Below are 14930 nucleotides of genomic sequence, written 5' to 3' on the forward strand. Positions count from 1 at the left end.
ACGAAAGGTGCTAGCGCCTCTAATGACCACTCCAAGTAATAACCTCGCGGACATCAAGGTAGTCGGTGTCGGTGGTGGCGGAGTAAACGCCGTTAACCGCATGATTGAAGAGGGCCTCAAGGGCGTTCAGTTCATTGCCATCAACACTGACTCCCAGGCTCTGCTCTTTTCCGATGCTGACGTCAAGCTTGATATTGGGCGTGAGCTCACCCGCGGCCTGGGCGCAGGCGCAAACCCAGAGGTGGGGCGTACCTCTGCTGAAGATCACAAGTCCGAAATTGAAGACGCACTCGCTGGCGCAGACCTTGTCTTCGTTACTGCCGGTGAGGGCGGCGGCACTGGTACAGGTGCTGCACCCGTTGTTGCTTCCATCGCGAAGAAGCAAGGTTCTTTGACCGTTGGTGTTGTTACCAAGCCATTCCGCTTTGAGGGCAACCGTCGTACCCGACAGGCGCAAGAGGGCATCGAAGCTCTGCGCGAGGTATGTGACACGTTGATTGTTATTCCAAACGATCGACTGCTGCAGCTCGGCGATGAAAACCTGTCCATGATGGAAGCCTTCCGCGCAGCCGATGAAGTCCTCCACAATGGTGTTCAGGGTATTTCCGACCTGATTCTTATCCCTGGCATGATCAACGTCGACTTCGCCGACGTTCGCTCGGTCATGTCTGATGCCGGTTCGGCATTGATGGGTGTTGGCTCGGCACGCGGTGATGACCGCGTGATGCAGTCTGCACAACAAGCTATTAACTCTCCGTTGCTGGAATCCAGCATGGAAGGCGCCAAGGGCGTTCTGCTATCCGTTGCCGGCGGTTCCGACCTCGGCCTGCAGGAAGTCAACCAGGCTGCCATCATGGTCCAAGAAAAGGCTGATGAAGACGTCAACCTCATCTTCGGTACCATCATCGATGACAACTTGGGCGATGAAGTCCGCGTGACCATCATTGCTACCGGCTTCGATGCAGAAGCTAATCTGCAGGGCGCGAAGAACCAAAAGGCTGCGGAGAAGGAACCAGAAGAGCGCAAGCTCGAATCTCGTCCAGGCTCTTTGTTTGATAACCGCGACGTCCCAGAACCACAGGCTGAGCCAACCCGTGAAGAGCCACGGTATGAACCACGGCACTCACGTCCTTCGGGCTCTGGACTATTTACCAGCCGCGAAGAAGAACGCGAGCGCGGTCGTGACTACGGCCGTGAACGCGAGCCAGACCGTGATCGTCGACGCGCAGGTGGCGACGATCTGGACGTGCCAGACTTCATGCGCTAAATAACGCGCTAGTCTGGATGCATGCCAGTTAACGAGGAAACCTTCCGCCCCGTCCGCATGGTGTTTACAACCCGTGCCGGCGGGGCTTCGGCGTCGCCATACCAGTCCTTTAACCTCGGTGACCATGTCGGAGATGACCCCGACGCCGTTGCCGCCAACCGTCAACGATTAGCCAAGGTCACTGGGGTAGACAACATCATCTGGATGGAACAGCTCCACACCAATACCGTCACCGTCGTGGATAGCTCCACCTCCGTGCCCGTCGAAGCTACCGATGCTATCGTCACCACCACGCCACGGCTGGGTCTCGGCGTACTTGTCGCAGATTGTGTGCCCGTGCTGCTTGCAGATACCAAGGCCCGAGTAGTGGCCGCAGCGCATGCGGGACGAATGGGAGCTCGCAACGGAATCGTGTCCAATACGATTGACGCTATGGTGGAACTAGGAGCAACGCCAGCCAATATCCAAGTTCTTTTGGGACCAGCTGCCTCAGGGCGAAACTACGAAGTCCCAGAGGATATGGCTAACGATGTTGAAGCACATTTGCCAGGCTCGAAGACCCGAACCACCAAAGGCACGTGGGGTGTTGATGTCCGCGCTGGTCTCATTCGGCAGCTGATGAGCAAGGGCGTGACTGCTATTGAAGCGGACCCGCGTTGCACCATTGAAGATACAGACTTCTTTTCATACCGCCGGGAAGGAAAAACCGGCCGTCAAGCGGGCCTCATTTGGCTCGAGGAGGAGAAATAAATGACCACTAGTTCTGCCGATACGCGCAGTGTCGACAGCCGACGTGAAGAATTAGCAGCCGGCTTGAAAGAAACTCGCCAGCTCATTGAGAAGCTGTCGCATGAGGCTGGCCGCGATACCGTGCCGGAACTGCTGCCGGTGACGAAGTTTCATCCGGCCGAAGATATTGCTCTACTTGCCGAACTCGGCATTACCGATGTCGCAGAAAACCGCGAGCAAGAAGCACGTGCGAAAGCCGAAGAGCTTTCCGATGTTCACTTTCACATGATCGGGCAAGTACAAACCAAAAAGGCTAACCATGTTGCGCGGTGGGCACATTCAGTGCATTCGGTAGATACGGAAAAGCTCGCCGTGGCTTTAAACCGCGGGGTAGAAAACGCAGGGCGCGATGTCCTCCCGGTTTTCATCCAAGTCTCCTTTGATGGAGATACCGCACGCGGGGGAGTACCCCTTGACGGGGTAGCAGAACTAGCCCAAATCATTGAGGATTTGCCTAACCTAGATCTTCGTGGGCTGATGGTGGTTCCGCCGCTAGACACTGATGCAAAAGAAGTATTTACCACCGTCCGCGAGCTTGCTAATAAGCTGGGTGAGCAGCTCGAACGCACCATGAAGTTGTCTGCTGGAATGAGCGCAGATTTAGCTGATGCAATTGCGTCAGGCACAGATATCGTGCGTGTCGGAACCGGAATTATGGGAGCCCGGCCACTAGGTTAAAAGTCAACGATAAATACCCGGCATCTCAAAGGGAGTAATGAATGTCTTTTTTGGTAAAGACCAAAGAATTTTTCGGTCTCGGTGAACCCGAGGCAGGCGTAGACGACGCGTACTACGCTGACGAACCACGCTACGAGACTCAAGGCTCGGCAGCGTACGCCCCGCGTCCATCTGCATATGCTCACACCATTGCAGAACCTGAGTACGAACCAACCATCGTTGCTGTCACTGTTGTTGCTTTCAACCAGGCGCAGAAGATTGGCGAACCATTTCGCGATGGCGACGCAGTGGTCTTTGAAGTAACTGACGCAGAGTTCGATGTTGCTAAGCGCTTCATTGATTTTGCTGCTGGTCTTTGCTTCGGGTTGCGCGGCAAGATGCTCAATCTGACCCGCGACATGGATACCGATCGTCGTGTGTTCGCGATTTTGCCTGAGGGTGCAGTTATCCCAACGGTAGAACTCGAAGACGTCGCCGGCCTTCGCTAAAACCAAATCTAGACCTTGATAGAGATGCCAACCCCACCCCTATAGGTGGGGTTGTGTGGGTTTTAACTACTGCTGATAGGGTTGACGCGTGACTGCATTCGGAATCATTCTGCTCGCATTGCTAAGGCTGTATACCTTAGTGCTGATTATCCGCATCATTATTGAGATGATCCAGTCTTTCTCGCGCCAATTTAATCCGCCGCGTTGGTTCATGGTTATCGCTGAACCGCTGTTCGTGATAACAGATCCACCGGTGAGGGCGTTAAGAAGGTTGGTACCACCTATGCAAATGGGTGGCGTCGCACTCGATATGTCTGTGTTGGTGCTATTTATCATTCTGCAGCTGTTGCAGTTCCTTGTGCAGATGATTTTCATCATGTAGCCGCGAGTTTCTTGCATAAAAGCTGTAGAAACCCGTAGAAACGCAGACGTTTTAACTAGAATTAAGTAACCTAGTAGTTTAGATTTAGAAAACGTACATTATTTGAACTTTTCGCTGATATGACAATGTCTTCATAGGCAAAGTCCATTAAGGTGAAAGGGAAACGAAGTACTTCGGGTCACCGGAGTTCGACCGACTTGAAGGGGAAGAGAAGTCCATGCCACTGTCACCCGCTGACGTACACAATGTCGCATTCAGCAAGCCGCCTATAGGCAAGCGTGGCTACAACGAAGACGAGGTGGATCAGTTCCTCGATCTCGTTGAGGATGCCCTAGCCCAGCTCCAAGATGAGAACTACGAGCTTCAGAAGCAAATTGAAGATGGCTCTGGTTCGACCAAGGCTGCTGCCGCTGCACCTGCTGTAGACGAGGCTTCCGTACGCAAGTCCGTTGAGTCCGAACTTCGCGCAGAATACGAAAAGAAGTTGGCAGATGCCAAGTCCGAGGTCAACAAGGCCAAGGAAGAAGCATCCAAGGCTAAGGCTGAGGCTAATAAGGCCAAGACCGCGAAGCCTGCTGCTGCACCGGTTCCTGCAGATAACACCGCTGAGGTTAAGGCTGCTCAGGATGAGACCGCTAAGGTTCGCCAGGAACTCGAGGCTGCCAAGAAGGACCTCGAAGCTGCGAAGAAGGAAAACTCTGAGCTGAAGTCTTCCAAGGCTTCCTCTTCTGCTGCTCCAGCTGCCGCTGCCACCACCGGCGCTACCGCAGGTGCTGCTGCCGGCACCACCGGCGCAGCAACTCCAGAAACCCACATGCAGGCTGCTCGCATCTTGGGCCTTGCCCAAGATATGGCAGACCGCTTGTCCAATGAGGCACGCGCGGAGTCTGACTCCATGCTGTCTGAGGCACGTGAGGCTGCGGAGAAGCAGTTGGCTGACGCCGAGTCCCGTTCGTCCACTCAGCTGTCTGAGGCGGATACCCGCTCCAAGAAGATGATTTCGGATGCCGAGGCTAAGGCTAAGCAGACCGAGTCTGAGGCTAACTCCCGTGCCGAGGCGCAAATCCGTCAGGCTGAGGATAAGGCTGCTGCACTTGAGGCAGAAGCTACCAAGAAGCACAACGAAGTTATGACCACGATCAAGACCCAGCAGACCGCGCTGGAAAACCGTATCGCGGAGCTTCGTACCTACGAGCGCGAATACCGCACTCGTTTGAAGACCTTGCTCCAGTCCCAGTTGGATGAGCTTGAGTCCCGTGGTTCTGCGGCACCAAACGGTGACGTTTCCAAGGACGCTAACTAATAAAGCACAATGGATGCCCCCGCGCTGCAGTAGGAATTCTGTAGCCCGGGGGTGTTTGCGTTGATAGGAGATTGACGTGCTCATTGCAGCATTAGTTCTTGCTCTCGTAGCGTTTATTGCCTTTGTTAACTACATCTTGTCGGCTGCAACGTGGTCACTGGTTATTGTCTTTGTGGCTGCCGCGGCAGGGCTGGTGCTGTTCATTATCGATTGGTACCAAAAGTCCAAACGCTAGGAACCTGGATTGTTTCGGTATTCCAGGTAGGCAGAATTTGACGATAGGTGTAAAGTAAGCAGCGTATGCACTGATCCGGCAATCACCGGGGAGCATTTCGGAAGAAAAGCATCGATAAGCAAAGCAAGCGTACTTTTAAGCTTGCAGCGTGGCATGTTGATTGCCGAGTAGAACCGGACGGGTGGGACCGAGATATCCTTCACTGCCAATCAAGTGGGGCTTTTTAAAGCTCAAGCAGGGTGGTACCGCGTACAACAGTGCGTCCCTGTAGAAACACACATTGACGAAGTGAAGGATTAATTAATGGACGTAGGACATGTTTATCCGAAGGTTGATTTAACCGGCGGTTCCTCAAAATTCCCGGAAATGGAAGCAGAAGTCCAGAAGTTCTGGGCTGAGGATGACACTTTTCAGGCTTCTTTAGATCAAAGCAAAGGCAAGCCAGAGTACATCTTTTATGATGGCCCTCCTTTTGCCAACGGCCTGCCGCACTACGGCCACCTGCTGACCGGTTACGTTAAAGATATCGTTCCGCGCTACCGCACCATGGCCGGAAATTACGTACCCCGTGTTTTCGGCTGGGACTGCCACGGCCTGCCCGCGGAGCTGGAAGCGGAAAAGCAGCTGGGTATTACGGATAAAGGCCAGATCGAAGACATGGGCCTGGAGAAGTTCAATGAGTACTGTGCTTCGTCCGTCCTGCGCTACACCGATGAGTGGGAAGAATATGTCACCCGTCAAGCACGGTGGGTAGATTTCGAAAACGGCTACAAGACGATGGACCCGAATTACATGGAGTCTGTCATCTGGGCCTTTAAGACTTTGTACGACAAGGGTCTTATCTACCAGGGCTTCCGCGTGCTGCCTTATTCCTGGGCTGAGCACACCCCGTTGTCCAACCAGGAAACCCGCCTGGATGACTCGTACAAGATGCGTCAGGACCCGACGCTGACGGTGACTTTCCCTGTTACCGGCAATGCTCCAGAAGAATTGGCAGATGCTGCATTCTTAGCATGGACGACCACGCCATGGACCTTGCCATCCAACCTGGCCCTGGCCGTGCACCCAGACGTGGACTACGCCTTGGTGCGCGTCGGTGGCGATACCGAATTTACCGGTCAGAAATTTGTGCTGGCAGAAAACCTCATCGCGTCTTATGCCAAGGAACTCGGCGAGGACCACGAGGTTTTGAAGACCTTCAAGGGCTCTGAACTCGAAGGCATTACCTACCAGCCGATCTTTGATTACTTCAAGGATCAGCCCAACGCTTTCCAGATCCTGCTGGCTGATTACGTCACCACCGAAGACGGCACCGGTGTTGTCCACCAGGCTCCGGCCTTTGGTGAAGACGATATGGCAACCACCGCCAAGTACGGCATTGAGCTGGTTATGCCTGTCGATGATGACGGCAAGTTCACCTCTCAGACCCCAGAATATGAAGGCCAGCTGGTCTTTGATGCCAACAAGGACATCATCCGGGACCTCAAGGCCAAGGGCCGCGTTATCCGCCACGTCACCATTGAGCACTCTTACCCACACTCGTGGCGCTCCGGTGAGCCATTGATCTACAAGGCCATGCCAGCGTGGTTCGTCGACGTGACCTCGATCCGTGACCGCATGGTGGAGCTTAACCACAATGAGATCGAGTGGATGCCAGAGCACGTACGCGATGGCCAGTTCGGCAAGTGGCTGGAAGGCGCACGCGACTGGAATATCTCCCGTACCCGCTACTGGGGATCACCGATCCCAGTGTGGCTCTCGGATAATGATGAGTACCCACGCATTGATGTCTACGGCTCACTCGATGAACTAGAGCGTGACTTTGGCGAGCGTCCAAAGTCTTTGCACCGCCCACACATTGATGAATTGGTGCGTCCAAACCCAGATGACCCCACCGGTAAGTCGATGATGCGTCGTGTGCCAGACGTGTTGGACGTGTGGTTTGATTCCGGTTCCATGCCTTTTGCGCAGGTGCACTACCCATTTGAGAACAAGGAATGGTTTGATACCCACTCACCATCCGACTTCATCGTGGAATACATCGGACAAACCCGCGGCTGGTTCTACCTGCTGCACGTATTGTCCACCGCGCTCTTTGACCGCCCGGCGTTTAAGAAGGTCGTCGCCCACGGCATCGTGTTGGGTGATGACGGACTGAAGATGTCCAAGTCCAAGGGCAACTACCCAAACGTCAATGAAGTCTTTGACCGTGATGGCTCGGATGCCATGCGGTGGTTCTTGATGTCCTCGCCAATTCTGCGCGGCGGCAACTTGATTGTCACCGAGCAAGGCATTCGTGATGGCGTGCGCCAGGCACCGTTGCCCATCTGGAATGCGTACACCTTCTTGAACTTGTACGCCTCGGAAGAAGCAAAGTTTGATACCTCATCGCAAAACGTGCTGGATCGCTACATCTTGGCCAAGACCCATGACCTGGTCAAAAATGTCGACACGGCGCTGGCGAATACGGATATCTCCACCGCGACGAATGAAGTGCGCCTATTCGCTGATGCGTTGACCAACTGGTACGTGCGTCGTTCCCGCGACCGTTTCTGGGAAGGCCAGGAAGCACATCCAGAGGCATTCAACACCTTGTACACGGTGCTGCACACGGTCTCTCGCGCGGTTGCGCCATTGCTGCCGCATATCTCTGAGGTCATCTACCGTGGTCTCACTGGTGAGCGCTCCGTGCACTTGACCCCGTTCCCGCAGGCAGAAGACTACCCAGCGGATGCTGCGTTGGTGGAAGCCATGGATACCACCCGGGCGGTAGCGTCTGCTGCTAGCTCGGTGCGTAAATCCAATAAGCTGCGCAACCGCTTGCCACTGCCAGCATTAACCGTGGCTGTGGCAGATTCTGCGCAGCTGGATCCGTTCAAGGACATCCTGCGCGACGAGGTCAACGTCAAGGAAGTTCTCTTGACTGATGATGTGGATTCTGTCGGTACCTTCGAGGTGGTCTGCAACGCGAAGGTTGCAGGTCCACGCTTGGGCAAGGATGTGCAGCGCGCGATTAAAAACCTCAAGGCCGGCAACTACACCCGCGAGGGCGATGACGTTGTCGTCGATGGGGATATCACCCTAAGCCCTGAGGAATACACCGAGCGCCTGCAGGCAGCGGACCCGAAGTCCACCGCACGCATCGGTGGCCTCGATGGTCTGGTTGTTCTCAACACTGAGGTCACCGAGGAACTCGAAGCCGAAGGTTGGGCAGCGGATGTTATCCGTGGCCTGCAAGATGCCCGTAAGTCGTCCGGCTTTGAGGTCTCGGACCGCATCAAGGTGGTCTTGTCCGTTCCAGCTGATAAGCAGGACTGGGCCACCCGTCACGCAGACCACATCGCGGCAGAAACCTTGGCGACAGATTTCCAGGTCACCGCGGAGCCTGTGGATGGCGAGGTCCACGAGGTCATGACTGGTGTTACTGCCACGGTGATGAAAAACTAGTCACCATTGACCTTGACACGGTGTCAGGTTGTGAGATGAAGATATGAATTCTTCTCTTCGCCTGCGCCGTGCACTAGCGATGGGTACTAACCCCCAGTCCGGCGATCTACCACTGCTTATTGCTCAGCTTGGTAAGGAGCCGGACTTTTTCGTCCGGGACATGCTTACGTGGGCTATTACTCGACATCCGGTAACCACGAGCTATCCCTTACTGGTGCGCGCCCTCGATAACCCAGACGGGCGCAGTCAGGTCCTTCACACCTTAAGCAAACTTGCACACCCGGATACTTGGTCAGTTATTACGGCAGCGATGCTTCACGACGAGGATATTGAGGTCCGTACGACAGCGTGGCGCGTAGCAGTGGCAGCAGTGCCCGATAATCAGGTGGACTACCTCGTTGCGGAGCTTATCCAAGAGCTGGGGCGCGGTGATATTGATACGCAGCGGAGTTTAAGCCGCGCATTGGCATCGTTAAGCTTTGCATCGCGCAACCGCGTGGCAGCGCTAGCTACACATGCGCGCCACGTGTTGGCACTGATGGATAACCCCGATGCACATGATGAACTCAGTAGTGATTTCGCACGGAAGCTTGCCGCTTTAGGTCCCGATGGGCAAGATTAAAAGACATGCGGATTGGGCAAGTAGCCGAAGAAACCGGCGTGAGCGCGCGAATGCTGCGCTATTACGAAAAACAAGGACTTATTGATCCTGGGGTGAGAACCAGTGCTGGGTACCGCGAATATGATGCGGAGGATATTGAGACAATCTTTCACATTGAAGGCCTACGCGGATTAGGACTGAGTATGGCGGAGGTAAAAAACGCGCTGGATGACCCAAAGTTTTCCTTTACCGATGTTCTCGATGAACTGCTTGTGGAATCCCGGCGCCGGTTGCGCGAGGAAAAGCGCCTGTATGACCAGCTGCGTGCAGTAAAGAAATCCCAAGTACGTGATTGGCCAGCGGCATTGGAAGTTATGAACCTGCTGCACAACTTGCGCTCGCAGGTGCCCTCGCTGCGCCAAGATTCTGTGATGCGGCTTGAACCGACTGCCGATCCACGCCACGTCGCGCGCTTGGCCTTGGACGAAGACAACGCCAACGTAGCAGGAGCCTTGTCCTGGTCAGTGTTGCGTGCAGGGCCTACAGCTTTAGCTGAGGTTGTTGCAGCGCTTCAGCATGATAATCCCGAGGTGCGCCTTCGGGCCGTACGCATTATTGAACGGGCAAAAGGCACAGATGAGCACTTGCTGGGTGCGCTGGATGATCCTGAAGCCTCCGTGCGAGGCGCGGCAGCACTAGCGCTGGGAGAGCGCGGTGGGCAGCAAGCTTTCGAAGAGTTAATGCGCATGATCGTTGACGGTGACCATGATACTGCTGCCGCAGATACTGTGGCGCAGGCAAGTAGCTGGCAGGATAAAGCTTTAAGCACCATTAGCGCATTACTTAACGATGACCATGTGCTGCCAGCACAACGCGCCCGGCTGGTGCAGGCTTTAGCGGAGTTTGCCGGTTCCGATGACGTGCTCCGCGAACTAGTTGCGGATCCGACACCGGCGGTTGCGTTAACTGCCACAGCCATCTTGAATGCCCGGGCGAGTGCTCGCTAAATCGCCGAGCTAGTAGTATCCCTGAGTGTGAGGAATCCAAGTCAATCGAGTCTTGCTGCGCCAGCAGTCATGGCGGTCGCCGGCGCGTCTTTATACGCGGGCGCGGCTGTTGCGGTGGGGTTATTTGAAAACTTTTCCCCGGTCATCGTGGCCTGGTTCCGCGTTGCTGCCGCCGGTGTAATCTTGCTGGTCTTATACCGGCCCACCTTGCGTGCTTTTGGTGGCAAGGCCGGGCGCAATGCCGCCATTTATGGCGTGATGACGATGGCCATGAATATGAGCTTCTACCAATCGTTAAACCATATTCCCATGGGTACGGCAGTGGCGATTGAGTTTCTAGGCCCCATCCTGGTTGCCGCGTGGGGCTCCCGGCGCGGTCGCGATTGGGTAGCGCTTATCCTGGCCGCGCTGGGCGTCATTGTGATTTCCGGTGCCACCTGGTCGGATAATGCCGTCGGCATTATGTGGGCGCTCGCGGCCGGACTATTCTGGGCCGGCTATATCGTCATTTCCAGCCATATCTCTGTGGATAAGGAAAGCTCGCGGCATTCTATGGCGGTGGGCTTTTTATACGCCGGGCTGCTGGCGCTGCCGGTCATGGTGCTTATCTGGCCTGAAGATCCCGGCATTCCAGGCCTGACCGTGCTGGGCTTGGCCGCAGGATTGGGTCTGTTATCCGCCGCTATTCCTTATAGTTTGGACCAGATTGTTATCCGCATGGCGGGGCCTAGTCTATTTGCGCTGCTGCAAGCTATTTTGCCGGTCGTTGCGGCCGTCGTTGGTGCTATTGCGCTGGGGCAGTGGCTGACAACCGCAGAGGTTATCGGCATCATTCTCATCATGGTGGCGGTAGCCCTGCGCCCGAATTAGGCCACGGGAACAACACAAGAAAACGCAGAAAAGTCGACCAAGCATATGGCCTTGGTCGACTTTTCTAGTCAGAAGCGGTTAGTTATGTGCCGCGAGCAATGCATCCAAGGTGGCCTCAGAGCCCACCTCATGCAGGCTGCGCAGGGCAGCGGCGTACGCCTCGGTGAATTCGGCGTTATCAACCAGATCGCCAAAGACTTCGTGGTCGCGCAAAAACGCCAGGATATCCTCGCGGTTACCGGCGGCATTTTCTTTCAAACGCTCAGCCATGCGGTCGTTGATATCAATGGGTTGGCCGTGCTCGTCGACGCCTTCGGCATAGCGCGCCCAGGAGGCAACGATCGCAGCGGACAATGTCACGGGTGCTTGGCCGGTCGCAAGGTTTTCGCGGACAGCGGGCAATAGCCACTTCGGAATGCGGTCGGAGGATTCGGCGCACAAGCGTGCCACGGTGTCTTTAATCGCCGCATTGCCAAAACGCGCGATGAGCTGGTGACGGTAGGCATCCAAGTCCACCCCGGGCAGCGGGCGCAGCGATGGGGTGCCTTCTTGTTCCATATACGCCAGCAGGAAGTCAGCAAAGCGCTGATCCGCCATGACATCGTGGACGTAGCGGTGCCCGGCCAGGTAGCCGAAGTAGCACAACCCCTGGTGCGAGGCGTTGAGCAGACGCAGCTTCATCAGCTCATAGGGCACGACATCATCGACTAATTCCACGCCGACCTTGTCAAACGCCGGGCGGCCAGCAGCAAACTTATCTTCTAAGACCCACTGGGTAAAGTCTTCACAGACTACTGGCCAGGCATCGTCGTAAGGCAGCTCTGCCCGGTCAGCATCGGTGGTCTCCGGGGTGATGCGGTCCACCATGGAGTTAGGAAATGGCACGTGGGTATCAATCCACTGTGCAAGCTCGGCATCGATAGCGCCAGCAAAAGACAAAAACATCCGGTGTGCCATCTCGCCGTTGCCCTGGATATTATCGCAGGACATCACGGTAAAAGGCACGGTGCCTGCGGCACGTCGTGCGATAAGGCCGGCGGTAATCAGCCCGTAGAACGTACGCAGTTCATCGGTCTTGCCGGCTTTTAAATCCGCAATATCAGCGGCAACGTGACGATTGTCGAAGTTGAACTCACCGCGGACATGGTCGAAGTTATACCCGCCCTCGGTAACGGTTAAGGAGACAATCTTGATGGCGGCATCGGCAAGCACACTAACTGCAGCAGCTGGGTCTTCTGGGGCATAAATGTAGTCAATGATGGAGCCAATCACCCGCGAAGAGTGTTGCCCGTCCGGGGTCTTTTCCGTGAGCGTATACAGGCAGTCTTGGCCTTTGAGCGCATCACGCCTGCGCACATCAGAGGGCATAACCCCCATGCCGATGATGCCAAAGTCCATGGCATCGCCTTGGCGCATGAGTTTATCGATGTACAACGCCTGGTGCGCACGGTGGAACCCGCCGACACCGAAGTGCACAACACCGGCGCTTACCTGCGAGCGGTCATAGTCTGGCCCGACAACTGGCAAGTCAGACAGGGTTTGTTGGGACAGCTGGATGGTGGTGGTCATAAGAAAATGGGCTCCTTTTTAAGAAACTTCGGTCAGTGATTTAACAGCAGGTACGCCGTCAAAGCCGGGCTGGGTACCGCGCAGACTGTGTGCCATAACGGCAGCTGCGGCAAATAGCGCGAGGAAAATGAGGATGAGGCCGGTTGCGCCGACCAGTGGGTAGAAGATTGCTACCAGCGCGGGGCCGGCGGCAACTGCGCCGCCGACGCCCAGGTTGTACGCTGCCATGGCTGCACCAGGGCGCTCCGGGTTGAGCGATACGGCGATGGGGGACAGTGGCACAAACCCTGCCAGGGAGACTCCGAAGAGTGCACCGCATGCCAAGGTGAGACCAAAGCCTAGGCCGTCCGGCAAGCCCAGATCCACGGAGATCATCGGGACGAAGTAGACCAGCGCCAAGGTCACGCCACAGGAGACGGCACCGGCCCACACGGTGGTTTTCGACCAGCCGAATTTATCGCCAATGCGACCATAGAACGGGTTAAAGGGCAGGTTAACCGCGTAAATCACGGTGGTGAGAATCAAAAACCACGCCAGCGGCCAGTCCAGGCGCTCGGTGAAGTAGGCAGGGAAGAACACCGCCATGGCGTAGGTGGGGATGGAGTTAATCGTGCGGATGTAGACCACAAAGCGTGCGCGGCGGTCTTTAATCAGCAACTTGAAAGATGCGCCCAAGGTTTCCGAGACATCCTCGGGGTTATCCACCAAAGCCGCGCGGCCGATGCGTTCCTTGACACCGATAAGTGCAAACGCGGTACCGATGATGACTAAGACGAGGGAGACCCACAAGGTTTCGTAGAAGCTCAGATCAAACCAAGACATGGAAATCGTCGCGGTGAGTGCACCAAGGGTGGGCAGGCCGGCGGAAAAGGCCACGTAGAACCAGCCGGTGGCGGTGCCGAGCTTATCGGCCGGGGAGACCGCAGTAATCCACACTAAAAAGCCATAGGCAAAGAGTGGATAGCCAAACCCGCGCAGCCCGTAGCTTAAAAAGATCAGCGAGGTGGAGCTGCTTGTTAACGCGAAGAGCAAGAAGGCAAGCTCAAAGACGACCCAGATTCCCGCGCCCAGTGCCATCACCTTGCGCGGGCCCCACAGATCTGACAGTGCTGCGGCAAAGAATGCGGCAATTGCCACGGCAATGCCGTAGACGGTGACCAGCAGGCCGGCGCGGGAGACCGTAAAGCCGTGTTCGGAGGAGAGGAAGGGCTCCAAGATATTAGTTTCCACGCCATCGCCAATCATGAAGATGGCAAGACCGATAAAGCCCCAGATGAGCGGTCGCGGAATACCTAGTCTTTCAACTATTGGTTCCTGTGACATGTAATAGACTCCATTTCAGTAAAGGACATCGTCACACTCTGTGATGCAGACTAAACTAACATGAATTTAACAAACGCATGTTATAAATAACAGATTGGATGTTAAAATTCACAGAAATGGTGAAGAAAGTAAAGGTGCAGTCATGGCGAGCCCCGTAGATATCCGCAGGGCCGAAATCCTCAATATCGTGCGCCATGCCGGGCACGCGCGAGTAGATGAGCTGGCACAACGCCTCGGCGTGAGCATTATGACCATCCACCGTGACTTAGATGCCATGGCCGACGATAACCAGATTGAGCGCGTGCGCGGTGGTGCACAATTTCTGGAGCCAGAATTTGCTGAAACCAACGTGGAAACACGTCGCGAGACCAATATCGGTGTGAAAAAGGCGTTAGCTACGCAGGTGGCTTCGTTGTTGTCCGCCGGAGATATCGTGGCTTTGGATGATTCCACCACGGTGGAATTTTGCCTGCCCGAAGTCTTAGAAGCAGAGCCCATGGGAATCATTACCCATTCCCTGCGCGTGCTGAATCAAGTAGCGGCCCAAGCCCCGCAGGTCGCACTGACCGGGGCAGGTGGCAGGTACTGCCAGGAAACGGACTCCTTTTTGGGCCAAGCCACCTGCGCTGCCGTGCAGCGGTTAAATGCTACGGTATCGATTGTGTCGACCACGTGCATTAATGCCGCTGGGATTTACCATCCGGATGAAGACGCGGCGATTACCAAATCCGCGTTTGTGCGCTTAGGAACGCGCAAGATTTTGGTCTCAGATTCTTCGAAATTCGATAACGTCGGCATGCATTTCGTAGCCCGGTTGAGCGAATTCGATGACATCATCATGGACAATAACCTCGATGATGAACAGCGTGAATTGCTGGAAGAATCCAGAGCCAGACTGCATTTAGTTGATACTGCCCTGCCCACCCCAACGTTGCCGCCGCCTTCGGTGCTCAAGTAGCTGACGTAGCCAG

14 protein-coding genes are annotated in these 14930 nt (G+C 55.5%); 12 read left to right on the plus strand and 2 right to left on the minus strand.

What is annotated here, in order from left to right; translation table 11 throughout:
* The first annotated feature begins 22 nt into the window (after positions 1-22).
* From ftsZ to CAMM_RS05060, 11 genes are all read left to right on the plus strand, one after another.
* Entirely contained in the window at positions 23-1267 is a 1245-nt protein-coding gene (ftsZ, locus tag CAMM_RS05015; RefSeq protein ID WP_003845230.1) for a cell division protein FtsZ, read from the plus strand.
* Between the two features lie 21 nt (positions 1268-1288).
* A complete protein-coding gene (gene pgeF / locus CAMM_RS05020; RefSeq protein WP_003845232.1) occupies positions 1289-2017 on the plus strand; it encodes a peptidoglycan editing factor PgeF in 729 nt (242 codons plus the stop codon).
* The gene (locus tag CAMM_RS05025) at positions 2018-2734 is read left to right on the plus strand and encodes a YggS family pyridoxal phosphate-dependent enzyme (RefSeq protein ID WP_003845233.1); all 717 of its coding nucleotides are present in this window, start codon (positions 2018-2020) and stop codon (positions 2732-2734) included.
* A 41-nt stretch (positions 2735-2775) separates the two neighbouring features.
* A complete protein-coding gene (locus CAMM_RS05030) occupies positions 2776-3222 on the plus strand; it encodes a cell division protein SepF (RefSeq protein ID WP_003845235.1) in 447 nt (148 codons plus the stop codon).
* Positions 3223-3310: 88 nt separating this feature from the next.
* On the plus strand, positions 3311-3604 hold the full coding sequence (locus CAMM_RS05035; RefSeq protein ID WP_003845237.1) for a YggT family protein: 294 nt from the start codon (positions 3311-3313) through the stop codon (positions 3602-3604).
* Positions 3605-3821: 217 nt separating this feature from the next.
* Complete coding sequence (locus tag CAMM_RS05040) at positions 3822-4907, plus strand: DivIVA domain-containing protein (RefSeq protein ID WP_003845238.1); 1086 nt, start codon at positions 3822-3824, stop codon at positions 4905-4907.
* A 76-nt stretch (positions 4908-4983) separates the two neighbouring features.
* Positions 4984-5142 carry a hypothetical protein gene (locus CAMM_RS12920; protein WP_003845239.1) on the plus strand — a complete coding sequence of 53 codons (159 nt, stop codon included), beginning with the start codon at positions 4984-4986 and terminating at the stop codon, positions 5140-5142.
* Between the two features lie 303 nt (positions 5143-5445).
* Positions 5446-8589: an isoleucine--tRNA ligase gene (gene ileS / locus CAMM_RS05045; RefSeq protein WP_003845241.1), complete on the plus strand. Its 3144-nt coding sequence runs from the start codon at positions 5446-5448 to the stop codon at positions 8587-8589.
* 43 nt (positions 8590-8632) lie between these two features.
* A complete protein-coding gene (locus CAMM_RS05050) occupies positions 8633-9211 on the plus strand; it encodes a HEAT repeat domain-containing protein (RefSeq protein WP_040354305.1) in 579 nt (192 codons plus the stop codon).
* Positions 9212-9216: 5 nt separating this feature from the next.
* Positions 9217-10197, plus strand: coding sequence for a MerR family transcriptional regulator (locus CAMM_RS05055; RefSeq protein WP_003845243.1), 981 nt, complete (start codon positions 9217-9219; stop codon positions 10195-10197).
* 69 nt (positions 10198-10266) lie between these two features.
* On the plus strand, positions 10267-11067 hold the full coding sequence (locus CAMM_RS05060; RefSeq protein WP_003845244.1) for an EamA family transporter: 801 nt from the start codon (positions 10267-10269) through the stop codon (positions 11065-11067).
* Between the two features lie 78 nt (positions 11068-11145).
* Here CAMM_RS05060 and CAMM_RS05065 read toward each other — a convergent pair whose 3' ends face one another.
* Both CAMM_RS05065 and CAMM_RS05070 read right to left on the minus strand, forming a co-directional pair.
* Positions 11146-12636, minus strand: coding sequence for a mannitol dehydrogenase family protein (locus CAMM_RS05065; protein WP_003845245.1), 1491 nt, complete (start codon positions 12634-12636; stop codon positions 11146-11148).
* Between the two features lie 18 nt (positions 12637-12654).
* Positions 12655-13959, minus strand: a complete 1305-nt coding sequence (locus tag CAMM_RS05070) for an RbtT/DalT/CsbX family MFS transporter (RefSeq protein ID WP_003845246.1) — start codon at positions 13957-13959, stop codon at positions 12655-12657.
* A gap of 142 nt (positions 13960-14101) precedes the next feature.
* Between CAMM_RS05070 and CAMM_RS05075 the strand changes: the two genes are divergently transcribed.
* Positions 14102-14917 (plus strand): DeoR/GlpR family DNA-binding transcription regulator, encoded by an 816-nt coding sequence (locus CAMM_RS05075; RefSeq protein ID WP_003845248.1) that lies wholly within the window; start codon positions 14102-14104, stop codon positions 14915-14917.
* Positions 14918-14930 lie beyond the last annotated feature (13 nt).

Source organism: Corynebacterium ammoniagenes DSM 20306 (genome assembly GCF_001941425.1).
In the GTDB taxonomy this organism is placed as follows: domain Bacteria; phylum Actinomycetota; class Actinomycetes; order Mycobacteriales; family Mycobacteriaceae; genus Corynebacterium; species Corynebacterium ammoniagenes.

Bases quoted from the DNA above. Each gene is read 5' to 3' on its own strand.
- ileS (WP_003845241.1), top strand. From the start codon at position 5,446: ATGGACGTAGGACATGTTTATCCGAAGGTTGATTTAACCGGCGGTTCC.
- CAMM_RS05060 (WP_003845244.1), top strand. From the start codon at position 10,267: ATGGCGGTCGCCGGCGCGTCTTTATACGCGGGCGCGGCTGTTGCGGTG.
- CAMM_RS05050 (WP_040354305.1), top strand. From the start codon at position 8,633: ATGAATTCTTCTCTTCGCCTGCGCCGTGCACTAGCGATGGGTACTAAC.
- pgeF (WP_003845232.1), top strand. From the start codon at position 1,289: ATGCCAGTTAACGAGGAAACCTTCCGCCCCGTCCGCATGGTGTTTACA.
- CAMM_RS05055 (WP_003845243.1), top strand. From the start codon at position 9,217: ATGCGGATTGGGCAAGTAGCCGAAGAAACCGGCGTGAGCGCGCGAATG.
- CAMM_RS05040 (WP_003845238.1), top strand. From the start codon at position 3,822: ATGCCACTGTCACCCGCTGACGTACACAATGTCGCATTCAGCAAGCCG.
- CAMM_RS05065 (WP_003845245.1), bottom strand. From the start codon at position 12,636: ATGACCACCACCATCCAGCTGTCCCAACAAACCCTGTCTGACTTGCCA.
- CAMM_RS05075 (WP_003845248.1), top strand. From the start codon at position 14,102: ATGGCGAGCCCCGTAGATATCCGCAGGGCCGAAATCCTCAATATCGTG.
- CAMM_RS05025 (WP_003845233.1), top strand. From the start codon at position 2,018: ATGACCACTAGTTCTGCCGATACGCGCAGTGTCGACAGCCGACGTGAA.
- ftsZ (WP_003845230.1), top strand. From the start codon at position 23: ATGACCACTCCAAGTAATAACCTCGCGGACATCAAGGTAGTCGGTGTC.
- CAMM_RS05030 (WP_003845235.1), top strand. From the start codon at position 2,776: ATGTCTTTTTTGGTAAAGACCAAAGAATTTTTCGGTCTCGGTGAACCC.
- CAMM_RS05070 (WP_003845246.1), bottom strand. From the start codon at position 13,959: ATGTCACAGGAACCAATAGTTGAAAGACTAGGTATTCCGCGACCGCTC.